This is a genomic window from Yinghuangia seranimata (genome assembly GCF_029953285.1).
GTDB classification, from domain to species: Bacteria; Actinomycetota; Actinomycetes; order Streptomycetales; family Streptomycetaceae; genus Yinghuangia; species Yinghuangia seranimata.
In genome coordinates this window covers 17,193-40,856 of sequence record NZ_JASAOI010000081.1, presented here as the reverse complement: position 1 = coordinate 40,856, position 23,664 = coordinate 17,193, and the positions used below count along the sequence as shown (strand labels likewise).

Below are 23,664 nucleotides of genomic sequence, written 5' to 3'. Positions count from 1 at the left end.
TTCGACTACTTGCAGACCACCTTGTCGCCGGTTGTGGTGGTGTACGACGGGCTGGGCGCCGCCGACGGACCGCCCGCGCCGGGCGACTTGCCGGCGTTCGGTGCCGCGGGGGCCACCGCGACCTGCGTCACCCCGGTGTACGACGAGCCGACGACCACCTCGATGGTGCGGCCGAGGCCGTCCACCGGCTCGAGGCGCGAACCGGGCAGCGCCGCCGCGACGGTCTGCACCGAGCGGTCCCAGCGCGGGTCGTACCGGACGACCGTCTGCGTCGCGTCGGTCACACCGATCGCCTGACCGCCCTTCGCGGGCGCGCTCATCTTGAAGCCCAGCCCGGCGAGCGCGTCGTACGCCTTGCCGCCCATGCCCGGCGTGGTCGTGCCGTTGTAGACCTGCAGCCACACGTCCGACGGCGCGACCTCGACCGTCGTCGCAGCGCCCGCGGTGCCGCCCGACGGCGAGCCGCCCTTGGCCGGCGGGGTCGTGGACTTGCCGGGGTTCGCCACGTCGCGGTCGTCGCGGATCGCGTCGAAGAGCACGCGCGCCGCGGCGTCGTCCCACAGCACCGTCGAACCCCAGTCCTTCACCTGGTAGTCCATCGTCTTCAGCGGGATCTGGGCGTAGGTGACACCCGAGTTCGACAGGCCCTTCAGCTTCGTGCCGAGGTCCAGCAGGGCCTGCGCGCTCAGGCCCTCGTCGACCTTGATCGAGCCGAGCACCGCGTCCAGCACGCCCTTCAGCTTGAGCGGGTTGGTGAGCGTGCCGGTGCTCGTGGCGCGGGCCAGCACCTGCGTCATGAACTTCTGCTGGCGCTGCGTGCGGCCGATGTCGCCCGTCGGGTCGCTGGAGATGTAGCGGGCGCGGACGTACTTCAGCGCCTCCACGCCGTCCAGGTGCGTCGTGCCCGCCGGCAGGTCCAGGCCGGACTTCGGGTCCTTGAGCGCGATGGGCGTGCACATGTCCACCCCGCCGATCTCGTCGACGACGCCCACGAAGGAGAGGAAGTTGACCTCTATGTAGTGGTCGATCCGGACGTTCGTCGCCCGCTCCACCGTCGCCACCGTCAGCGGCGCGCCGCCGAGCGTGTAGGCCGCGTTGATCTTGCCCTTGGACTCGCCGACGTCCCTGCCGGTGTTCTTGTCCTTGTGCGCCGGGAACGTGACGTAGCTGTCGCGCGGCACACTCACCACCGTCGCCTTGTCCCGCTTGGCGTTCAGGTGGACGAGCATCATCGTGTCGGTGCAGTCACAGGAGTCGCCGCCCGCGTGCAACTGGTTCAACGTCGACTTCGGCACGCCCTCGCGGCTGTCCGTGCCGACGATCAGGAACGTGGCGTCGTCCGAGGCGCCGGTGTCCGGCCGGTCGCCCAGCCCCGCGAACGGGTTGATGCGGTCGATCTTGCCGTCCAGGTACTTCACCCACGCCCAGCCGACGCCGCTGGTGACGAGCACCAGCACGGCGAGGAGGCCGGCCAGCGTCATCGGCCAGCGCCGCGCCGGGGGAGGGGGAGGCGGGGTCCGTTTGGCCGCCGAATTGCGCGTCGCCATGCCCTGCTCTTCCCCTCCTGCGGCCGGTGCGATGGCCCCGAGGGCCCCAAAGGCCCTCGAAAGAAGGACGTATTGGGCCGCGTGACCGGTTGCGGACATCCCACCTTAGGGTGACCTCCGCGCACGGGACGGCAGACGCGCCCGGCGGTCACCTGCGCCCGGCGGTAACCGGGCTCGCCCCGGGCCGGCCCCGCATCCGGCCCGCCCGTAACCGGGCCGGCCCCGTGCCGGGCCCGGTTCCGCCGCCGGCCGGTCGGTCGCCGGGCCCATCCGCAGTACGCTCGGGTCTCGATGAACCCCACGTCCCCTGAGCCCGCCGCCACCGCGCCGACGCCCGCACCCGCCGGGCGGCTCGGCGACCTGCCGCCGCTCCCGCCGAACCCGCCGGTCTCCATCGTCATGCCGGTGCTCAACGAGTCCCGCCATCTCGCCGAGGCCGTCCGCAGGGCGCTGTCCCAGGACTACCCGGGCGAGCTCGAACTCGTGATCGCGCTCGGCCCGTCGACCGACGACACCGACGAGATCGCGGCCCGGCTCGCCGCCGAGGACCCGCGGGTGCGGACCGTTCCCAACCCCAGCGGCCGCACGCCGAGCGCGCTCAACGCCGCGATCGGCGTGGCGCGGCACCCCGTCGTCGTACGGGTCGACGGGCACGGCATCCTGCCGCCGGACTACGTGCGGGTCGCCGTCGACCTGCTCAACGAGACCGGCGCGGCCAACGTCGGCGGGATCATGGCCGCCGAGGGCACCACCGACTTCGAGGACGCCGTCGCCCGCGCGATGACCTCCAAGCTCGGCGTCGGCAACGCGAGCTTCCACACCGGCGGCGGCGCGGGGCCGGCCGACACGGTCTACCTCGGCGTCTTCCGCCGCGAGGTGCTCGACCGGCTCGGCGGCTACAACGAGGAGTTCGTCCGCGCCCAGGACTGGGAGCTCAACTACCGCATCCGCCAGTCCGGGCACCTGATCTGGTTCTCGCCCGACCTGCGCGTCTCCTACCGGCCGCGCCCGAGCGTCAAGGCGCTGGCGAAGCAGTACCGCGACTACGGCCGCTGGCGCCGCGTCGTCACCCGCCACCACCGAGGCTCCGTCAACCCCCGCTACCTCGCCGCCCCCGCCGCCCTCCTCGCGGTCGCCGGCGGCACGGTCGTCGGAACCGTCGGAGCCGTCGCCGGCCGAGGCGCCCTGACCGCCGCCTTCGTCCTCCCCGCCGGCTACGCCGCCGCCATCCTCGGCGGCGCCGCCTGGGAAGGCCGAGGCATGCGCCCGTCAGCCCTCGCCCGCCTCCCGATCGCCCTGGCCACGATGCACGGCTCCTGGGGCTGGGGCTTCCTGACCAGCCCCCGCAGCCTGGCCGACCAGGTCTCCATCCGCCCCGTCGCCGACGTCCCACCCCAACCCGACGCAGAATCCGCCCCCGACGCGAGGTAACCCGCCGGCACCGAACGCCCGACGAGTGACCAACGCGCCCAGCGTCACACCCGCGACGCCCCGACGGCAGCCGGCTGACCGACCCGACGGACCGACGGAACCGAGGGACGGACGGTCGCTCAGCCCTCGCGGGGGGAGGCGCTGCCGCCGCGCCTTGCCGACGCACGCGTTGGCCGGTTGGCGCTGCTGCGGCCAGGCGCAAGCCGCTTGCACGGACCGGGCCGCGGTCCAGGTCGTTGCGCTGGTGTTCGGCGTGCTCTGAGTCCGCGCTGCCGCGCGGCGGCCGACGTGTGAATCGTGGAGCCGCACGGCGGCTCACCCGGGCCGCGCCCGGAGCCAGGTCGGACGACGGTCGGGTAGCCGTGACGGTCCACGCGCCGAGGTTGTGAGTAGCGCACGCGCGCTGGCGACCGGCTCCGCGCGTCAGCCGTTGCCGCTCTGCCGTGCCTGGTTACGCGGCGCGGCGGCTGAACGAGCCGTGCCCGACGCCAGGTCGGACGAGCGTGACGGAGGCGGCCTTACACGGGGAGGTGCTGCCGCCGCGCCGCGCCTTGCCGACGCACACGTCGGCCGGGTGGCGCTGCTGCGCGGAGGCCCGGCGAGCGTGGCCACATCAACGCGCGGGTGTTCTGAGCCCGTGCTGCGCTGGGTGCCGTGCCGTGCCGTGGCGTGCGGGTCGGGTCGTTGCGTGGCCATGAGGCGGTCCTGCGTCGCGTGTTCGGCGTGCTCTGAGCCTGCGCTGGGGCGCGACGTGTGCTTTGTGCCTGGGCGGCGCCGTGGTCGGGGTGTCGATGTGGGCCGCTCGGGGGTGCCCTCACGGGATCGGACGGTGACCTTGGCGTGGGGCGGGTCGTTTGGTGGGGGAGCGGGGTGGGTGTGGGCGCTTGTGGGAGTGCCGCCTGGCCAGCGGTCTGGAGCAGGTCGTCGTGAAGGTCCTCATGCTCGTGATCACGTCGGTCGCGACCGATACCCGCGTTGTGCGGGAGGCGGCGACGTTGGCGGGGGCCGGGTATGAGGTTCATGTGATCGGGCGTGGGGTGCCGCTCGATTGGGTGGCGCCGGTGGGGGTGACGGTTTCGTCGGTGGGCGGGGCGTCGGTGTTCCAGAAGGCTGGGGCGCCGGTCGGCGGTGGGCGGGTGTTGCCGGTGCACCTGAGGGCGGCGCGGTGGGCGTTGTTGCCGCAGCATCGGGCTTCGGCGTTCGCGGCGTGGGCGCGGGCGGCGCGGGGGGACGCGGGGGACCGGGCGTTCGACGTGGTGCACGCGCATGACTTCAACACGTTGGAGCTCGGCGCCGAACTGGCCCGGGAACGCGGTGTCCCGCTGGTCTACGACACGCATGAACTCTGGTCGGGCAGGCCGCGCGTCGGTCGGCCCACCCCTGTGCGCTCGGTGCGTGAGGCGAGGGCCGAGGCCGAACTCGGGCGTCGGGCCGCCGCGGTGCTGACCGTGGGGCAAGGGATCGCCGAGGCGTTGCGTCGACGGTACGGCTGGCCGCACGTCACGGTGGTGCACAACTCGTTTCCGCGCGGGACTGCCGCTGAAGATGTTCCCTTGCCCACGTCTCCGGTGGGCGCGGTGTACGCCGGTCGGGTCGCGCCGTACCGCGAGATCGAGGCCATCGTCGCCGCGGCGCGGCAACTGCCGGGCCTGGAGATCTCCTTGGTGGGCCCGTCGGACGACACCTATGTCGCCGCGCTCGACCGCGGCCCGGCGCGGTTGCGCGAGGCGCTGCCCGTCGACGAGGTCGACGCGTTGCTGCGGCGGGCCGGGCTCGCGCTGGTCACCCACTCGGACCGGTGGGAGAACCACCGCCTCGCGATGCCGAACAAGCTCTTCCACGCGGTCCGTGCCGGTGTCCCGGTCGTCGCCACCGACGTGCGTGAACTCGCGCGTGTGGTGCGCGAGCACGGCCTCGGCACGTTGTACCGGCCGGGTGACCCGGAGTCGTTGGCGGCGGCGGTGCGTGAGGCGATCGCGCGTTACCCCGAACTGACCGACAACGTCCGGGCCGCCGAGCCGTTGTTGTCATGGGAGCACGACGCCGAGGTCCTGCTCGGCGTGTACGCCACGCTGGCCGAAAAGCCCGCCGACCCGTCGGCGCCCTGATCCAGCAGCCGGAACGGAAAGACCGCCACCATGACGCGACTCCGCGTGCTGTACGCCCCCCGCGACATCGCCGGACAACCCAGTACGTGGGCGCGCGGCCTGCGCGCGCTGGGCGTCCACGCCGAGGTGTGGAGCTTCGGCGAGCCCGCTTTCGGCCTGGTGGCCGACCGGGTGTGGGACGCCGACCGCCTGCTGGCCGATCCGGCGTACCGCTGGGAGGTACTCGACCGGGCGGTGCGCGGCTTCGACGTCGTGCACCTGCAGTACGGGCGTTCGCTGCTCAACGCGCACGAGCCGCTGCTTCCTGCGCTGTGGGACGTCCCGCTGCTGCGGTCGCTGGGCAAGAAGGTGTTCATGCACTGGCACGGCTCGGACGTGAGGCTGCGCAGTGTGCACATGGAACGCGAGCCGGACTCGTACCTGAAGGACGCGGTGGTCGACGAGGCGCGCATCCACGCGATGGTGGAGATCGCCCGCCGGTACTGCGACCGCATGTTCGTGTCGACGCCGGGCCTGCTCGACTACGTGCCGGACGCCGAGCTCGTGCCGCTGGCGATCGACCCCGCCCAGTGGGCGACGGCGCGCGGCACGGAGCCGGCGGTGCCGGTCGTGGTGCACCTGCCGTCGAAGCGTGCGACGAAAGGCTCGCACCTCGTGGACGCCGCGTTGCGCCCGCTCGACGCGGAGGGCGTCGTCGCGTACCGCCCGCTGTCGGGCCTGTCGCGCGCCGAGGTCGCGGCGGAGTTCGCGCGCGCGGACATCGTCGTGGACAGCCTGACGATCGGCGACCACGGCATGGTGGCGGTGGAGGCGATGGCGTGCGGCGCGATCGCGGTCGCGCACGTTCACGAGCGCAACCGTGCGCGTACGCCCGGCTGCCCGGTGGTGGAGGCGGTGGGCGCGGACCTGGCCGACGTGGTGCGGGCGCTGGCCGCCGACCCCGACGAACGGGCTCGGCTGCGAGAGGAGTCCGTGGCGTGGGTCGCCAAGCGGCACGACGTGGGCGCGGTGGCCCGGCAGTTGCTGGCCGCGTACCGCGAACCGCCGGTCCCCGTCGTCGCGGACCGCCCCGACTGGCCGCTGGTGGACGGACGAGGCCGGGTGACCGCGCTGGAGGCGGAGATCTCGCGGCTGCGCCAGGCCCTCGGCCGGCACGGGGCGCGCGCCGCGACGGTTCCGCCGCGCTCGGCCCGCGCGCGGGTCGAAGACCGGCCGCGCCTGCACCTGTTGGTCCGGCGGCTCGACGCGCTGCGCCGGCGGCTGCGGGCGGCCGTGCGGACACAGGCCGGGAAGGCCCCGAAGAACACGGCGTGATGCCCGCGACTTGCGGGTGGCTTTCGATCCGTTTCGTGATGGTTTGGTGATTCCCTGACACCCGGTCGCGAAGCCCCCGGCGCGTACCGTCCGCCGTGGCACACTGGCCGCGGGAGCCGGGCCGCGCACCCGAGCCGACCGCCCACAAGCGTGAGAGCGAGCGAGCAGTTGAGCCATCCGGCAGCACCAGGCGGGCCCGCGGCGGGCGCGCCGGAGAGCGCCGCGACCGGCCCGGAACGGCGGCGGCGCGCGGTCATGGTCGTCGGCAACTTCGTCGACGGGGACTCGCGCGTGCAGAAGACCGCGCGGTCCGTCGCCGAGGCCGGCTGGGACGTCGTGCTGCTCGGCCGGGCGCGCGGGGTCACTCGTGAGGAGTACGCGATCGGACCCGCACGGGTGATTCGCCTCCCCCTTCGGATGACGGCGCAGACCTTCCGCAGGGACCACCCGCCGCGCGGCGTCGCCGGCCGGCTCGGCTACCGCTCGGGCGAGCAGGCGCGCATGCGTGTCGACGCCCGCCGCGCGCTGCGCGCCGACCTCGCCGTCGAACGCCGCCTCGCCGAACTCGACGGCGACCTGGCGGCCCGCCTGCGCGTCACGGGCCTGACCGCCGTCGACCGCGCGCGCGGCTACTGGATCGAGGCCCGCCGCCGGTTGTACGACCGGTCCGCCGCGCGCGCCGGCGGCCCGACCCGCACCCGCCTCGCCGTGGGCCTCGGCCGGGACGGCGGCGCGTGGCTCACCCAGCCCCAACTGGTCGACTTCGACGCGGCGTTCGCCCCGGTCATCGCCGAACTGGCGCCCGACCTGCTGCACGCGCACGACTTCGACACCATCGGCCTCGCCACCCGAGCCGCCCTCAAACTGCGCGCGTCCGGGCACCCCGTCAAGGTCGTGTACGACGCGCACGAGTACATCGCCGGCTGGGAACGCCCCGGCGACCCGGCGTTCCGTCCCGCCATGGCGGCGCAGGAGCGCAAGTACATCCGGCTCGCGGACGGCGTCGTCACCGTGTCCGACACCATCGCCGGGCTGCTCGCCGACGACCACGGGCTCGCCGAGCCGCCCACCGTCGTGTGCAACGCCCCGACGGTGGCCGAACTCGCGGCCGGGGACGACGCGGAGCCGCTGCCGGACGTGCGCGAGGCCGCAGGGCTCGGCCCCGACGTGCCCCTGCTCGTCTACTCCGGCATGACCGCCCCCGAGCGCGGCCTCGACACCGCCGTGGCTGCGCTCCCGGCGCTTCCCGGCGTCCACCTCGCGATGGTCACCGCGCGCAACCCGTACGTGGACGCGCTCGAGGCGCAGGCGACGGGGCTCGGTGTCGCCGACCGGCTGCACATGCTGCCCTACGTCGAACCGCGGCGGCTGGTCGCGCACCTGGCGGGCGGAAGCGTCGGCGTCGTCACGTCGCTGCACTCGCCGAACTACGAGCTGTCGCTGCCCAGTAAGTACTACGAGTACCTGAACGCGCGGCTCCCGCTGGTGGTCTCCGACCTGCGCACGGTCGGCGCCTTCACCCGCGAGCAGGGCATCGGCGAGGTCTACCCCGCGGGCGACCCCGCCGCGTTCGCCGCCGCCGTCACCACGGTGCTCGCCGACCGGGCGCGCTACACCAAGCCCTACGCGGGCGACCTCCTCGACCGCAACACCTGGGAGGCACAGGTGCCCGCCCTACTCGGACTGTACGAGCGGCTGGTGCCCTGATGGCCGGCGAGGCGGCGGCACCGCGCCTGGTGCTGCTGCGGATGAACTGGATCACCGGGGACTCGCGGGTCCAGAAGCTCGCCCTCGCGATGGCCGAACGCGGCTGGGACGTCGTCGTGTTAGGTCGCTCCCGCACCGACGCGCGCGAGGTCACCGTGCTGGGTGGGCCGGGGCCCGGGGCCGCGACCGTCATCCGCGTGCCGGTGCCGGCACTCGCCGCACCGTACCGGCGCGCCCTGCGGCAACGCGGCGTGCTGGGGCGCGTCGGGTTCCTCAGCCGCGACGACGAGGTCGCCGACCGTGCCGCGGTGAACTTCAAACGCCGCGAACTCGCCGCCGACCAGGGCCAGGCGACCACAGCCACGGCACGCGCCGTGCACGGCCTCAAACGGGCCGGGGTGAACGCGGCGCGCGCACGGCACATGCTGCGGCGCACCGCGACCCGGCGGCACAGCGCGCACATCGCCCGCGTCGCACGCCCCGGCGCGAAGGCCCGCGCGGCCGTCTACACGTGGCTCGCCGAAGGCTCGGGCTGGCGGGCGACACAGCCCCAACTGGTCGACTTCGAGGCCGCGTTCGGGCCCGAGATCGACGCGCTGCGGCCTGCGGTCGTCCACGCCCAGGACATCACGGCGCTCGGCGTCGGCGCCCGGGCCGTGGGCCGCGCCCGCGAAGCCGGGCTCCCGACCGTCCTGGTCTACGACGCACAGGAGTTCATCCCGGGAGCCGGGTACCCCGACCCGGTGCAGAAGGCCGCTTACGTCGGCCTGGAACGCGAACTCATCGGCCGCGCCGACGGCGTCGTGACGGTCTCCGGCACGCTCGCCGACCTGCTCAAGGCCCGGCACCGGCTGCGGGCGCGACCCACCGTCGCCACCAACGCGCCCCGGCTGGCCAGGCCCGAAGGAGCCGCGCCCGGCGGCGGCGTACGGGGTGCGGCGGGGCTGCCCGACGACGTCCCGGTCCTGGTCTACTCGGGCTGGCTCGCGCCGGAACGCGGCGTCGACACCCTGGCCGAGGCACTCGTCTCCCTGCCGGAGGCGCACGCCGTGGTCGTGGCGGGCGACCGGCGGCCCTACTTCGACGAACTTGAGGCACGGGTCGACGAACTGGGGGTCGCGGGCCGGTTCCACTTCGTGCCCTACGTCGAACCGGAAGCCGTCGTCGACCACCTCGCGACCGCGACCGTCGGGATCATCCCGCTGCGGCACCTGCCGAACCACGAGATCTCGCTGATCACCAAGTACTACGAGTACATGCACGCCGGACTGCCGATCGTCGTGTCGGACGTCAAGACGATGGCGGCCTTCACCCGGTCCCTCGGCTGCGGCGAGGTGTTCCGGGCAGGGGACGCGGCGGGACTGGCCGCCGCGGTACGGAAGGTCCTCGACGACCGGGCCCGCTACGTGAAGCCGTACGCCGAGGACGGGCTGCTCGCGGAGCACTCGTGGGACCGGCAGGCGGACAACGTGGCCGACCTGTACGAGCGCCTGACGGGCCTGAGGCCGGAACCGGGCGCGGGCGGCACCCTGGCCGACGAACCGGCGCCCGACGGGTGGTTCGCCTCCGACGAGGCCACCACGGTCGAACACGCCGACGCGACGGCGGTACCCGCGCTGGGCAGACCTCCGGGCGAACTCACCGACGCCGCAAACGTAGAGGCACCCCCCGCCCGTGCCGTCGTCCTGGTCGGCAGCCCGGCAGGCCTCGACCGCCCGGGGGTCCGGTCCCTCGCCGCCGGCCTGCGCGCCGACGGCCTCGACGTCGTGCTGATGGCCCCCGACCCGGGCGGCCCCGGCGCGAGCACCCGCGACCCGGTGGCCGCACCCGACGCCGTCCAACTCCTCAGCGTGCCGACCCCCCGAACGGTCGCCGCCGGCCGCGACCGCCGCCGCGGAACCGACGAGACCCAGGCCCGAGCCGCCCGGATCTACGCCGAGTTCGTCGGCCACGAACCACCCCGCCGCAGGATCCCGGCCCTCCCACCCCTGACCTGGCCGAACGCCCTGCCGGACGCCGTCGACGCCGAAGTGGCGCTCACACCGGTCCTGCGCGCGCTGGCCCCACAGACGATCCACGCGTGCGACCCGGTGGCGCTGATGATCGCGTCCCACGCCGCACACACCCTCCGATCCACGCGCGTCACCTACCACCGACCCGCGGCGCCGCCCGACGAACGTCGGCTCGTCCGGCGAGCGCTCAAGGCGATGGAACGGACGTGCCTGCCACGCGCCGACGAGATCCGGGTGCTCGACGAGGGGACGGAGCGGGCCGACGGCCCGCGCGGCCGACGAGCACGCGCGAAGTCGCGAGGCGACGAACCGCCGTCCCTCGTCATCGGGCCCGCCAATATGGCCGGGCAGGGTTGGGCGTGGGCTCGTAGCGTTGAGGCTGCTCTCCCCTCGGCGCGGGCGGAGGTGCTTGCTTTGCGGCGGGAAGGGCCGTTGGCGTTTCCCGCTGACCGGTGGTTGTCCTCCGGCGGGTGGGAGTCCGCGTCCGTGCATCTCGCGCTGCGTCGGCACCTCGTCGGGGCGGCGACCCATGTGCTGATCGAGTCGGGGCTGCCGCTCACCGGCAGGGCGGCCGGGTCCGTGGCTGCGGAGGCTCGGGTGCTGCGGGAGGCGGGGCTCGATGTCGGGCTCGTCTTTCACGGGTCGGATATCCGGGACCCGCGGCGGCATCGTCAGCTCTACGCCGAGTCGCCGTTCGCGGATCCGAACGCGCAGGTGTCGCAGGAGCTCCAGCCCAAGGTCGACGCCCGGGTCGCCGATCTCGTCGGGTGGGACGGGCCGGTGTTCGTGTCGACGCCTGATCTGCTCGACTTCGTCCTCGACCGGTGGCCGCAGGCCCGTTGGCTGCCGGTGGTTGTCGACGTGGCGCGGTTCGGGCCCGGGGCGGAGCCGCTGAGGCGGGCTCGGCCCGTTGTGCTCCATGCTCCGTCGCGCGGGGCGCTCAAGAGCTCGTCGGTGGTGGACGCCGTGGTCGGCGAGCTCGCCGGGCGCGGGCTCGTCGAGTACCGGCGGGTCGAAGGGGTGCCGCCCGCCGACATGCCGGCGTTGGTCGCGGACGCGGATGTGGTCGTCGACCAGTTGGCCGTCGGCAACGTCGGCGTCCTCGCCGCGCAGGCGATGGCCGCGGGCCGGCTTGTGGTCGGGCACACCGCGTCTGCGGTTCGGGCCCGCTACGGGACGCCCGCGCTCCCACAATGGGAGGCGACGCCGCGCACGTTGCGCGCCGCGTTGGCCGCCGTTCTCGACGACCGTGACGCGGCCCGCCGACTGGCCGCCGAGGGGCCGGGGTTCGTGGCCCTGCACCACGACGGCCGGCGTTCGGCGGCCGTGCTCGCGCAGTTCCTCGCCGTTTCGTCAGGTCCGCCGCTCGACTCCAAGGAGACTTCCGATGGCTGACACGGAATCCGAGACCGTCGCGACCGTCGCGCCGGAGCCCGAGCCGGAGGCGGAGACGCCCGAGGTCGCGGCGCCGCCCCCGGCGGGCCTCCCGCGCGTCGTCCTGGCTGCGGACGCGCCCGCCGATCCGTCCGGGGCGGTGACGGCGGAGGCCCGCGCGCTGGCCGAGGCCGGGAACTACGTGCTGCTGGCGACGCCCGCGGAGGCCGCCGAGGCGGCGACGTCCGCGGAGGTGGTGGGCGCGGGTGTGGTGCGGCTGCTCACGGTGCCGGTGGACGCCGCCGCGGCGGCCGAGATCGCCCTGGCCCGTGCGGACGTCGCGGCGCTCGCGGGCCCGGGGCTGGTGACGGGGATGCGCCGCAGGATGGCCCGCCGCCGGTTGGAGACGGTGCGGCGGGACGTGTGGGCCGAGGCCGCGGCCGACGCGGGCTGGGCGGTCCGCTGTGACGCCGCCTATCAGCCGTACGTGGAGGCGTTCGCGCCCGTCGCCCAGGCCTCGTCGGGCAAGGCGGCCACGTTGGACGCGAAGGCCGCCCAGCCTGAGGGCGTCGTGCTCGGCGTCGGCCCGACGAACACCGCCGGCCAGGGCCACGCGTGGGCGGGCGCGGTGCGTGCGCACCTGCCGGGCGTGCGTACCGAGACCTGGGCGTTGAGCTCGACGAACACGTTCGGCTACCCGGCGGACCGCAGCGTGTCGACGGACGAGTGGCTGTCGCGCACCTGGCAGCTGGGCCAACTCGCGCATGTGCTGGACAACTTCACGCATGTGTTGGCCGAGTGCGCGCACCCCCCGTTCGGCCGGCTGAACGGCCCGTGGGCGAACGCCGACGCCGCCGAGCTGCGCGCGGCCGGTGTCGCGCTCGCGTTGGCGTTCCACGGTTCGGAGATCCGCGACCCCGCGAAACAACGCGAGCGGGTGCCGTTCTCGCCGTTCGACCCGGACCACGAGCTGACGCGTTCGCTGCAGAGCAAGGTCGACCGGTTCGCGCCGGTGGTCCGGGCGATGGACGTGCCGAAGTTCGTGTCGACGCCGGACCTGCTGCACGACGTGCCGGACGCGGCCTGGCTTCCCGTGGTCGTCGATCCCGACGCGTGGGCGTGCGACCGCGAACCGTTTGAGCGGGAGCGGCCGGTGGTGGTGCACGCGCCGTCGAGCCCCTTCACCAAGGGCACGGCGCTGATCGAGCCGGTCGTGCAGGAGCTGCACGACGCGGGCGTGATCGAGTACCGCCGGATCAAGGGCGTGTCGCACGCCGACATGCCGGCGCTGATGGCCGACGCGGACATCGTGCTGGACCAGTTCGTGTTCGGCGCGTACGGCGTCATGTCGGTGCAGGCGATGGCCGCGGGCCGGTTGACGTTCTGCTACGTGCACGAGTCGACGGCCGAGCACCTGCCCGAAGACGTGCCGCTGGTGAACGCGAACCCGGAGACCCTGCGGGAGGAACTCGAGCGCGTGCTGGCGGAGCGCGACGACGCGAAGGCCCTGGCGGCGCGCGGCCCGGCGTATGTGCGCGAGCACCACGACGGCACGCGCAGCGCGCGGGTGCTGGCGGACTTCCTCGGGGTCTCCCCGTGACGCGCCCGCGCGTGGCGATGCTGGTCGCCAACGACATCACGCGGGACTCGAGGGTGCAGAAGGCGGCGTACTCGGCGGCGGAGGCCGGGTTCGAGGTCCTCCTGCTCGGCTACGACCCGAACACGCCCGCGACGCCCGCCGGGTCGCCCGCCGAGGTGACGTACATCGGCGCGGCCCGCGTCGTGCGGACCGGCCTGTCGAACCGCTTCAGGATCCGCTCGGCCCGGTACGCGGGTTCGACCGCGCCGGCCGACCGGGCGCGGGCCGGGGCGCTGCGCGCGGCGAGCTTCGCGGTGGGCGTGGACTACAAGGTGCGGCGCCGCCTGATGAAGAGCGTCAAGGAGCCCGGCACGGGCGGCCCCGGCGTCAAGGCCAAGGCCAAGGAGACGCTGTGGAAGGTCTACATCCGCGGCGGTGACTGGCGGCGCACGGCGCGCCATCTGCTGCTGCTCGAGGACGCGTGGAGCGCGCTGGTCGAGGAGTTCCGGCCGGACGTCATCCACGCGCACGACATGCACACCCCCGGCATCGGCGTGCGGATCGCGGACCGCGTCGCCCGGCGCGGCGGCACCCGGCCCAAGGTCGTGTACGACGCGCACGAGTACGTCGACGGCGTGCACATGCCCACCCAGCGCAAGCTCGCCTACACGGGCCTGGAACGAGAGTTCGTGCGCCGCGCCGACGCGGTCGCCACCGTGTCGCCGACGCTGGCCGCGATGCTCCAGGACAAGTACGGGCTGCCGGAGCGTCCGACGGTCGTGGCCAACGCCCCGATGACGGGCCTGCCGCGGGACGCGGCCCAGGAGGCCGGGCCGGGGCTGCGCGACGTGCTGGGCCTGGGCGCGGACGTCCCGCTGCTGGTCTACAGCGGCGCGGTCTCGCCCGCGCGCGGCGTCGACGTCATGGTGGAGGCGCTGCCGCTGCTGCCGGGCGTGCACGCGGTGGTGGTGTGCGGCGACCAGGGCGACCCGTACGTGCGCTCCCTTGTCGCACGTGCGGGTGAAATCGGCGCGGCCGGGCGGCTGCACACCGCGCCGTACGTCGCGCCGCACCGGGTACCGGAGTTCCTCGCGTCGGCGAGCGTCGGTGTGATCCCGATCCTGCACACCGTGAACCACGAGATCGCCCTGATCACCAAGTACTACGAGTACATGCACGCGCGGCTCCCGCTGGTCGTCTCCGACGTCACCGCGATGGCCGACAAGACCGCGGAGCTGCGCTGCGGCGAGGTGTTCCCGGTGCGCGCGACCGGGGACGCCGACGACGCGCGGCTGCGCGGGCGCGACGCGAAGGCGTTCGCGGAGGCGGTGGGCAAGGTGCTGGCGGACCGCGCGGGGTACGCGGCGGCCTACGACGAGGCGCTGCTCGCCGAGAACTCGTGGGAGGGCCAGGCCGCCGTGCTGGTCGGCCTGTACGCGCGGCTCGTCGGCCGTACGCCGGAACCCCGGCCGGGGCGGCGTCCGTTCGCGGAGACCGCCGTGGAACCCGCGCCGGCACCGGGCCGGTCCTCCGCCATACCGGCCTGATCCCCGGCGATTCCGGGACGTTCCGGATTCACTTCGACCCGCGGCGTACGGTTTCGCGGCTGCCGTCGTTATCCACCCGTACGGAGCGTTTCATTCGCACGTCCCACAAGTTCCGAGGGGTGTACCCCGCAGCCGAGGAGAACCGGTAGTGGTGGTGTTGGACGCCGAGGCGTCGCAGGTCGCAGGCAGGGCCGGGGCGGTGGAGGGCGTGCCTGTGCACGTCTACGAGCCGTACGCGGCGCACCTCCCCCCACTGCGCACATACCTGCGCGAGGTGGGGGAGCGGCGCCGGTTCGCCTACCGGATGGCGCACGCCACGCTGAAGGGCCGCAACTACGAGACGGTGTTCGGCCAGCTGTGGCTGGTGATCAACCCGCTGCTGCTGGCCGCCGTGTACTTCATGCTGGTGACCGTGTTGGCGGGGTCGCAGCACCGCAACCCGCTCATGGGGTTCACGGTGATCCTGTCCGGGTTGTTCTCCTACTACTACACGCGCAACATCATCCAGCTGTCGTCGACGTCGATCACCGGCGGCGGCAAGATGATCATGAACATGGCGTTTCCGAAGGCGCTGCTGCCGCTTTCGTCGCTGTTCTCGTCGTTCATGATGTATTGGCCGACGCTCGTCGTGTACGCCGTCGCGCACCTCGCGGCCGGCCGCGCCGTCGGCCTGGCGTTCGCATGGCTGGTGCCCATCTTCGTCGTGCAGACCGTCTTCAGCTTCGGCTGCGGCCTGCTGTTCGCCGCCATGGCGGTGTACTTCCGCGACACCTCGAGCCTGCTGCCGTACGCGCTGCGGATCTGGATCTACCTGTCGCCGGTGCTGTTCACCGTCTCGCAGGCGAAGCTCAAACTCGCCGGGAACACCTGGCTGCTGTGGATCTTCAAGGTCAACCCCCTCTATCCGATCATCGGTTCGTGGAACCAGGTGATCCTCGAGGACCGCGCGCCGGACGCCGTCCTCATGCTCTACGGCACCGCGTGGGCGCTCGTCTCGCTGGTCGGCGGGGCCTGGTTCTTCCTCTCCCGGGAGCGTGAATTTGCCTACCGCATCTGAGCTCGCGGTCAAGGTCGAGCACCTGTCCATCACCTACCGCGCGTCGGTCGAGAAGGTGCCGACCCTCAAGAGCGCCATCAAACGGGCCGGCCGCCGCGAGCGCATGGTCAAGGAGATCGCCGCGGTGCGCGACGTGTCGTGGCGGATCGACCACGGCACGGTGCTCGGCGTGGTGGGCGCCAACGGAGCCGGCAAGTCCACCATGCTGCGCGCCATCGCCGGCATCCTGCCGCCCACCCGGGGCCGCATCGAGGTGCACGGCCGGGTGAGCACGCTCCTCGCGCTCGGCGTCGGCTTCAACAGCCAGCTGACCGGCCGCGAGAACGTCATCCTCGGCGGCCTCGCGCAGGGCAAGGCGGAGGCCGAGGTCGAGGAGAAGTACGAGGAGATCGCGGCGTTCGCCGACATCGGCGAGTTCATGGACATGCCCATGAAGTCGTACTCCTCGGGCATGTACCAGCGCCTCGCGTTCTCCGTCGGCGTGCACATGGACCCGGACATCCTGCTGGTCGACGAGGCGCTGTCCGCGGGCGACGCGGCGTTCAAGCGCAAGGCGGCCCGCAAGATGGACGAGCTCTGCCGCGCCGCGCGCACCATCATCCTGGTCAGCCACGGCATGGCCAGTGTCCGCGAAATGGCCAACCACTGCCTGTGGTTGCACAAAGGGAAGCTGATGGACCAGGGCGAGCCCGAGGCGATCATCGCCGCCTATATGCGTTTCCTCGAGGTGGGCGAGGACGCGTTCGCCATGGAAGACGTGTGACCCGCCGACCATGACCGAGACCTCCGCCGCGGCGGACACCCGTGCCGCCCAAACGGAATCGGATGTTCCGTTCCTTCCCGTGCCGCACCCGGCCCCGCTCCTCGAAGTCCCGCCGCCGGCGCCGCCGGTCGCCGGACGCTGCGACGTCAGCATCATCAGTTCAGGACACGACCTCGCCGACGCTCGCCTGCACCGCACCGCCGCCGCCCTGCTGCGGGCCGGCCTGACCGTCGAGGCGATCGGCCTCGGGGACCCGGTCGCCGCCCCCGCGGGCGTCCGCGTGGTCGCTCTCGGACCGCGCGGCGGCGCGCTCGCCCGCGCCCGCCGGGACCTGGCCGTTCCGCTGCGCGCCCGCGGCCGCGTGCTCGTGACGCTCGACCCCGACCTGGTGCCGGTCGCCGCCGCCGTGCGGCTGCTGCGCCGCGGCAGGCTCGTCGTCGACGTCCACGAGGACTACGCGAAACTGCTGCGCGACCGCCCGTGGGGCGCGTCGTGGAAGGGCCGGCTCGGCCGCGCGCTGGTGCGGCTGTGCACCGCGGTCAGCCGGCGCGCCGACGTCACCGTCGTCGCCGACGACCACGTGCCGCCGCTCACCGCGCGCCGCCGGCTCGTCGTCAAGAACCTGCCCGACCGCGGCTACCTGCCCGAGCCCGGCGAACCCGACGCGGTGCCGCGCGCCGTCTACATCGGCGACGTGCGCCGCTCCCGCGGACTGGCGACCATGCTCGCCGCGATCGAGTCCGCCGCGCCGTGGGAACTCGACATCGTCGGCCCGGTCGCGGCCGCCGACCGCGCCTGGCTCGACGACTGGCGGGCCGGCTCGCCCGCCGCCGACCGCGTCCGGCTGCACGGCCGCCAGGCCCCCGGCGAGGCGTGGCGGATCGCGCGCGGCGCGTGGACCGGGTTCGCGCTGCTGCACGACACCCCCGCGTTCCGCGAAGCGGTGCCGACGAAGCTTTACGAATACCTAGGCAGCGGACTGGCGGTGCTGGCCACCCCCCTGCCGCGAATGGCTAGGATCGTCCACGAGTCCGGGGCCGGGCGGGTGGTCCGTGACGCCGAGGATGCCGGACGAATCCTCCGCGCGTGGGCCGACCGCCCCGAGGAGCTCCGGGCACTGCGCACGGCCGCCGTGGCGTGGTCCGTCGGGAACCTGGCCGGCGCCTCGCCGTCCGACGAACTCGCCCGCACCACAGGGGATCTCGTCCGTGCGGCCACGCGCAGTTCCTGACGAGACCTAGGGAGTGCCGCGTGGAGTCCATGGGCAACGTTGACCCTTCCGGTGCGCGCATCATGCCGAGCGCCGATGTCGACGACCGGGCCAAGCTCGGGGACGGCACCGTCGTCTGGCATCTCGCGCAGGTCCGCGAGGGGGCGGTGCTCGGGAGCGGCTGCATCGTCGGGCGCGGCGCCTACGTCGGGCCCGACGTGGTGCTCGGCGACAACGTCAAGCTCCAGAACTACGCGCTGGTGTACGAGCCCGCGCGGCTGGAGGACGGCGTGTTCGTCGGACCCGCCGCGGTGCTCACCAACGACATGTACCCGCGCTCGGTCGACCCGGAGGGCACGCTCAAGCGCGGCGGCGACTGGGAGGCCCAGGGCGTCACGGTGCGCGAGGGCGCCGCGGTGGGCGCGCGCGCCGTCATCGTCGCCGGCGTCACGGTCGGCCGGTGGGCCCTGATCGCGGCGGGCGCGGTCGTCACCCGTGACGTACCGGACTTCGCACTCGTTGCGGGAGTACCGGCACGACGCGTCAAGTGGGTGGGGAAGGCCGGTGTCCCCCTGGTCGCGGACCTCAGCGAGGGCGCGGCCGAGGACACCGGGACCGACTCGGGGGAGCGCGGAGGCGGCGACCGGAACCCGGCCGTCAGCCGGTGGGTGTGCCCGGAAACCGGGGCGCGCTACATCGAGTCCGACGAGACCCTCTCGGAGGTTTTCCCCTGATGGTTGGATCCATCCCCGCCGCCGCGCCGCTCTTCGGCGTCGAGGAGCGCGACGCGGTCGACCGCGTGCTGCGCTCCGGCATGGTCGCCCAGGGACCCGAGGTCGCCGCGTTCGAAAGGGAGTTCGCGGCGATCGTCGACGGACGCACCGCAGTCGCCGTGAACTCCGGCACCTCGGGCCTGCACATGGCGCTGCTGGCCATGGGCATCGGTCCGGGCGACGAGGTCATCGTGCCGTCGTTCACCTTCGCGGCGACCGCCAACGCGGTCGCGCTGGTCGGCGCCACGCCGGTCTTCGCGGACATCGAGCCCACGCACTTCTGCCTCGACCCGGCGGCCGTCGAGGCGGCGGTGACCCCCCGCACCGCGGCGATCATGCCGGTGCACCTGTACGGCCACCCCGCCGCGATGGACCGGATCGGCGCCGTCGCCGAACGGCACGGCCTCGCCGTGATCGAGGACGCCTGCCAGGCGCACGCCGCCACGCTGAACGGCACCGCGGTCGGCGCGTTCGGCCGCACCGCGGTGTTCAGCCTGTACCCCACGAAGAACATGACCTCCGGCGAGGGCGGCATGGTCGTCACCGACGACCCGGCGATCGCCCGCACCCTGCGCCTGCTGCGCAACCAGGGCATGGAGAAGCGGTACGAGAACGAGATCGTCGGCTTCAACACGCGCATGACCGACCTGCACGCCGCGATCGGCCGCGTCCAGCTGACCCGGCTGGCCGGCTGGACCGCGCAGCGGCAGGCCAACGCGGCGTTCCTCACCGCCGGGCTGGCCGGTTCGCCGTTCACCACCCCCACCGTCGCCCCGGGCGCGACGCACGTGTGGCACCAGTACACGATCCGCGTCACCGACGACGCCTTCCCCGGCGGCCGCGACGCGTTCGCCGCGCGGCTGGCCGACCGCGGCGTCGGCACCGGCGTCTACTACCCGGTGCCGGTGCACCGGCTGCCCTCGTTCCGGCTCGGACTCGACCTGCCGGAGACCGAGCGCGCCGCGCGCGAGGCGCTGTCGCTGCCCGTCCACCCCGCGTTGAAGGAAAGCCACCTGAAGGCGATCGTGGAAGCGGTGGTCGCGCCGTGAGCCCGATCGCCGGAGCCCCGCTGCGCGCGGGGCTCATCGGCCTGGGCATGATGGGCCGCCACCACGCCCGGGTGCTGCGCGGCCTCAGCGACGTCACCCTGGTCGGCGTCGCGGACCCCATGGGCGACCCGCACGGCGTCGCCGTCGGCGTCCCGCTGTGCCGCACCGTCGAGGAACTCCTGGCGCTGGGCCTCGACTACTGCGTCGTCGCCGCGCCCACCGCGTGCCACGAGGAACTCGGCCTCGCGCTCGCCGCGGCCGGCGTGCACGCGCTCGTCGAGAAGCCGCTCGCGCAGGACATCCCGTCCGCGCGCCGGGTCGCCCAGGCCTTCGAGGACGCCGGCCTGATCGGCGCGGTCGGCCACATCGAGCGCTACAACCCCGCGCTCCAGCAGCTGCGCGCGCGCCTCGAGGAAGGCCAGCTCGGCAGCGTCTACCAGGTGGTGACGCGCCGTCAGGGTCCGTTCCCGAACCGCATCTCCGACGTCGGCGTGGTCAAGGACCTGGCCACCCACGACATCGACCTGACCGCGTGGGTCACCGGACAGAGCTACCGCTCGGTCTCCGCCCGCACCGCGTACAAGAGCGGCCGCGACTTCGAGGACCTCGTCGCCGTCGTCGGCCAACTCGCCGACGGCACCGTCACGAACCACCTGGTCAACTGGCTGTCGCCGATAAAGGAGCGGGTCACCGTGGTGACGGGGGAGCGCGGCTGCCTGATCGCCGACACCCTCAACGTCGACCTGTCCTTCCACAACAACGCCGAGATGCTCACCCAGTGGGAGGCGCTGCGCAACTTCCGCGGCGTCTCCGAGGGCGACATGATCCGGTACGCCATCGCCAAGCCCGAACCCCTTCTGACCGAACACGAGGCCTTCCGCGACGCGGTGCTCGGCAAGGACACCGACATCGTCACGATGCGGCAGGGCCTGGTGAACGTCGTCGTCGCCCAGGCGATGCTCGACTCGGCGTCGGGCGGCCTCACGGTCGCCGTCGACGCCTGAGGAACGGCCGGCCCGGCCACCCCCGTCCGGGCCGGCCCGCGCGGAGGCCGGGCGGTCGCACACACCGCCCGGCCTCCGCGGCTCACACCACCGGCGGGAACCCCGGCGTCAGCCCCCGAGCGGGGGCCCCCCCCCGGAGTACAGCTCGGCGGTCGCGTCGCACAGCGGGCGGCCGTCGCACAGGTGGTGCATGTCCTTGCGGAAGACGTCGTCGATGTCGCCGCGCGCGTCCTCGGTGAAGCGGCCCTGGTCCTTGAAGTTGCGGTAGCCGAAGTCGTGCCGCCAGCAGGCCGTCGTGAAGTCGTAGCCGAACGGCGCGTCCGGAACGCCCGTGCAGCCGTCCGACGACCAGTCCAGGTTCGCCGGGCGGTCGGCGGCCGCCCGAGCCCCCACGAAGGCGGACAGGCTGTCGGAGAACATCAGCCGGTCCACGGCCGCGACGGGGTCGGCGGCGTCGGCGGCGAACGCGGGGGCCAGGTTCAGGGTCACCGCGCCGACCACGGAGGCGGCCAGGACGCTGAGACGGATGCGTGTCTTCATGAACACGGACAGTAGTCACCCGTTCGAGGAGCCCGCGTCGCCCGGCGGCGCGTGTCGCGCGATTTAGGCTGGCCGCGTGAAGGTCGTCAGCGTCGTCGGCGCCCGCCCCCAGTTCGTCAAACTCGCGGCCGTGTCGGCGGCGTTCGCGGGGACCGGGCACACCCACCGCATCGTGCACACCGGTCAGCACTACGACGCCGAGCTCTCCGACGTCTTCTTCGCCGACCTGCACATCCCCGCCCCCGACGTCCACCTCGGCATCGGCTCGGGCGGCCACGGCGCGCAGACCGGCGCGATGCTCGCCGCGCTCGACGACGTGTTCACCGACCCCGGGCTGTGCGACGGACGCCCCGACTGGATCCTGGTCTACGGCGACACCAACTCCACGCTCGCCGCCGCGCTTTCCGCCGCCAAACTGCACCTCCCGCTCGCGCACCTCGAGGCAGGCCTGCGCTCGCACAACCGCGCGATGCCCGAGGAGCACAACCGCGTCCTCACCGACCACGCCGCCGACCTGCTGCTCGCCCCCACACCGCTCGCGTTCCGCAACCTGGCCGGAGAGGGGCTGGCCGCGCGGGCCCGGATGGTCGGCGACGTCATGACCGACGTGCTTCTGCGCGTGCGCGACGCGGTCGCCGGCCTTCCGCTCGCGCTCCCCGACCCGCCGGGCGACGAACTCCGCGACGGCGGCTACCTGCTGGCCACGGTGCACCGGGCCGAGAACACCGACGACCCGGAGCGGCTGCGCGCGGTCCTCGACGCGCTGGCCGAACTCCCGCTGCCCGTCCTGCTGCTCGCCCACCCCCGGCTGCGCGCCAAGGCCGCCGCGGCCGGCGTCGAGCCGGCGCGTGGCGCGGTCCGGCTCGTCCGGCCGCTCCCGTACCCCGACACGGTCCGCGCCGTGCTCGGCTCCCGCGGTGTCGTCACCGACTCCGGCGGCCTCCAGAAGGAGGCCTTCCTGCTGCGCCGCCCCTGCACGACGCTGCGCACCGAGACCGAGTGGCCCGAGACGCTCGAGGGCGGCTGGAACGTCCTGTGCCCCGACCCCGGGGCGCTCGCCGAGGCCGTCCGCCGCCACCCGCCGGCGGCGGCCCCCGGCCACCCCTACGGCACCGGCCTCGCGTCCGAACAGGTGGTCGAGGCCTTGGCGGCCGGCTGATCCACACCGGTGATTTCATCATTTCCAGCGACGAATCACACTTCGCCCCAACGCATTTCCGGCCGGTACGCTGAGCGCGGTCGTGTCCGGAAGACCCCGGCATGGCGCGCATGACGCGGTTGTCCCGTCGATTCCCGTCGATTCCCGTCCATTCAAAGGTGTGGCCCATCGTGAAGATCTGTGTCGTCGCGCTCGGGAAGATCGGTCTTCCGCTGGCCGTGCAGTTCGCCGGCAAGGGGCACGACGTCGTCGGGGCGGACGTGAACGCCGCGACCGTCGACCTGGTCGGCAAGGGCGTCGAGCCGTTCCCCGGCGAGGCCGAGCTGGAGACGCGGCTGCGCGGCGTCATCGACTCCGGGGCGCTGACCGCCACCGTGGACACCACCGCGGCGGTCGCCGCGAGCGACTACGTGGTCGTCGTGGTCCCGGTCGTCGTGGACGCCGAGGCGCGCCCGGACTTCCGCGCGATGGACGCCGCCACCGAGGCGATCGCCGCCGGGCTCCGCCCCGGAACGCTGGTGTCCTACGAGACGACGCTGCCCGTGCACACCACGCGCAGCCGCTTCCTGCCCCGCCTCGAAGCCGCGTCCGGGCTGGTCTGCGGCACCGACTTCTTCCTGTGCCACAGCCCCGAACGCGTGCTCACCGGCCGGGTCTTCGCGGACCTGCGCCGCTACCCCAAGCTGGTCGGCGGCGTCGACGAGGAGAGCGCGAAGCGCGCCGTCGCGTTCTACGAGGCGGTCCTCGACTTCGACCCGCGCCCCGACCTCGCGCGCGGCAACGGCGTGTGGGACATGGGCAGCGCGGAGGCCGCGGAGCTCGCCAAGCTCGCCGAGACCACCTACCGCGACGTCAACATCGGCCTCGCCAACCAGTTCGCGCGGTTCGCGGACAGCACCGGGATCGACATCGCCGCCGTCATCGAGGCGGCCAACTCGCAGCCGTACAGCCACATCCACCGCCCCGGCATCGCCGTCGGCGGGCACTGCATCCCGGTCTACCCGCGGTTCTACGCGTTCAACGACCCCGACGCGACGATCGTGAAGGCCGCCCGCACGACGAACGCCGGCATGCCGGGCTACGCGGTCGGGCTGCTCGACGGCCTGCTCAGCCGGGACGGCGGCGCGGGTCTGGCGGGCGCGCGGGTCGCGGTGCTGGGCATGGCGTACCGCGGGGGCGTGAAGGAGACCGCGTTCTCCGGCGTGTTCCCCGTCGTCGAGGCGCTCCGCGCGGCGGGGGCCGAGGCGCTGGTGTCCGACCCGTTGTACGGCGACCACGAGGTCACCGCGCTCGGCCTGACCCCCTACCACCAGGGTGACCCCGTCGACGCGGTGATCGTGCAGACCGACCACGCCGAGTACCGCACCATCTCCGCACGGGAGTTCCCCGGTGTGCGGGCGATCGTCGACGGGCGGCGCGTCACCGACCCGGAGCGCTGGGCGGGCGTCGCGTGGCGCACGATCGGCGGCGGGCGCTAGCGGACCGCGCGC

17 protein-coding genes are annotated in these 23,664 nt (G+C 73.7%); 15 read left to right on the top strand and 2 right to left on the bottom strand.

The genetic code is table 11. The features are described from left to right. Positions 1-5: 5 nt before the first annotated feature. Positions 6-1,547, bottom strand: coding sequence for an LCP family protein (locus QI554_RS39705; RefSeq protein ID WP_281477572.1), 1,542 nt, complete (start codon positions 1,545-1,547; stop codon positions 6-8). A 291-nt stretch (positions 1,548-1,838) separates the two neighbouring features. Between QI554_RS39705 and QI554_RS39700 the strand changes: the two genes are divergently transcribed. From QI554_RS39700 to QI554_RS39640, 13 genes are all read left to right on the top strand, one after another. Then, positions 1,839-2,978: a glycosyltransferase family 2 protein gene (locus QI554_RS39700; RefSeq protein WP_281477570.1), complete on the top strand. Its 1,140-nt coding sequence runs from the start codon at positions 1,839-1,841 to the stop codon at positions 2,976-2,978. 938 nt (positions 2,979-3,916) lie between these two features. Beyond that, positions 3,917-5,086 (top strand): glycosyltransferase family 4 protein, encoded by a 1,170-nt coding sequence (locus tag QI554_RS39695; RefSeq protein WP_281477611.1) that lies wholly within the window; start codon positions 3,917-3,919, stop codon positions 5,084-5,086. A gap of 30 nt (positions 5,087-5,116) precedes the next feature. After that, entirely contained in the window at positions 5,117-6,400 is a 1,284-nt protein-coding gene (locus QI554_RS39690) for a glycosyltransferase family protein (RefSeq protein WP_281477569.1), read from the top strand. Between the two features lie 168 nt (positions 6,401-6,568). Next, on the top strand, positions 6,569-8,107 hold the full coding sequence (locus tag QI554_RS39685) for a glycosyltransferase family 4 protein (protein WP_281477568.1): 1,539 nt from the start codon (positions 6,569-6,571) through the stop codon (positions 8,105-8,107). Continuing rightward, positions 8,107-11,514, top strand: a complete 3,408-nt coding sequence (locus QI554_RS39680; RefSeq protein ID WP_281477567.1) for a glycosyltransferase — start codon at positions 8,107-8,109, stop codon at positions 11,512-11,514. The genes QI554_RS39685 and QI554_RS39680 overlap by 1 nt, the downstream gene beginning before the upstream one ends. After that, on the top strand, positions 11,507-13,093 hold the full coding sequence (locus QI554_RS39675) for a glycosyltransferase (protein ID WP_281477565.1): 1,587 nt from the start codon (positions 11,507-11,509) through the stop codon (positions 13,091-13,093). Before QI554_RS39680 ends, QI554_RS39675 begins: the two co-directional genes overlap by 8 nt. Continuing rightward, the gene (locus QI554_RS39670; RefSeq protein ID WP_281477563.1) at positions 13,090-14,619 is read left to right on the top strand and encodes a glycosyltransferase; all 1,530 of its coding nucleotides are present in this window, start codon (positions 13,090-13,092) and stop codon (positions 14,617-14,619) included. Before QI554_RS39675 ends, QI554_RS39670 begins: the two co-directional genes overlap by 4 nt. A 148-nt stretch (positions 14,620-14,767) precedes the next feature. After that, the gene (locus QI554_RS39665) at positions 14,768-15,676 is read left to right on the top strand and encodes an ABC transporter permease (RefSeq protein WP_281477561.1); all 909 of its coding nucleotides are present in this window, start codon (positions 14,768-14,770) and stop codon (positions 15,674-15,676) included. Continuing rightward, on the top strand, positions 15,660-16,439 hold the full coding sequence (locus tag QI554_RS39660) for an ABC transporter ATP-binding protein (RefSeq protein ID WP_281477559.1): 780 nt from the start codon (positions 15,660-15,662) through the stop codon (positions 16,437-16,439). The genes QI554_RS39665 and QI554_RS39660 overlap by 17 nt, the downstream gene beginning before the upstream one ends. A gap of 10 nt (positions 16,440-16,449) precedes the next feature. After that, positions 16,450-17,670 (top strand): glycosyltransferase family protein, encoded by a 1,221-nt coding sequence (locus QI554_RS39655; RefSeq protein WP_281477557.1) that lies wholly within the window; start codon positions 16,450-16,452, stop codon positions 17,668-17,670. 29 nt (positions 17,671-17,699) lie between these two features. Beyond that, complete coding sequence (locus QI554_RS39650; protein WP_281477556.1) at positions 17,700-18,383, top strand: acyltransferase; 684 nt, start codon at positions 17,700-17,702, stop codon at positions 18,381-18,383. After that, positions 18,383-19,471, top strand: a complete 1,089-nt coding sequence (locus QI554_RS39645; protein WP_281477554.1) for a DegT/DnrJ/EryC1/StrS family aminotransferase — start codon at positions 18,383-18,385, stop codon at positions 19,469-19,471. The genes QI554_RS39650 and QI554_RS39645 overlap by 1 nt, the downstream gene beginning before the upstream one ends. A 5-nt stretch (positions 19,472-19,476) precedes the next feature. After that, positions 19,477-20,475 carry a Gfo/Idh/MocA family protein gene (locus QI554_RS39640; RefSeq protein WP_281477609.1) on the top strand — a complete coding sequence of 333 codons (999 nt, stop codon included), beginning with the start codon at positions 19,477-19,479 and terminating at the stop codon, positions 20,473-20,475. 108 nt (positions 20,476-20,583) lie between these two features. Here QI554_RS39640 and QI554_RS39635 read toward each other — a convergent pair whose 3' ends face one another. Beyond that, entirely contained in the window at positions 20,584-21,015 is a 432-nt protein-coding gene (locus tag QI554_RS39635) for a phospholipase (RefSeq protein WP_281477551.1), read from the bottom strand. 76 nt (positions 21,016-21,091) lie between these two features. Here QI554_RS39635 and wecB point away from each other — a divergent pair, with 76 nt between their 5' ends. Further along, positions 21,092-22,174: a non-hydrolyzing UDP-N-acetylglucosamine 2-epimerase gene (wecB, locus tag QI554_RS39630; RefSeq protein WP_281477550.1), complete on the top strand. Its 1,083-nt coding sequence runs from the start codon at positions 21,092-21,094 to the stop codon at positions 22,172-22,174. Positions 22,175-22,344: 170 nt separating this feature from the next. Further along, entirely contained in the window at positions 22,345-23,652 is a 1,308-nt protein-coding gene (locus tag QI554_RS39625) for a nucleotide sugar dehydrogenase (protein ID WP_281477549.1), read from the top strand. Positions 23,653-23,664 lie beyond the last annotated feature (12 nt).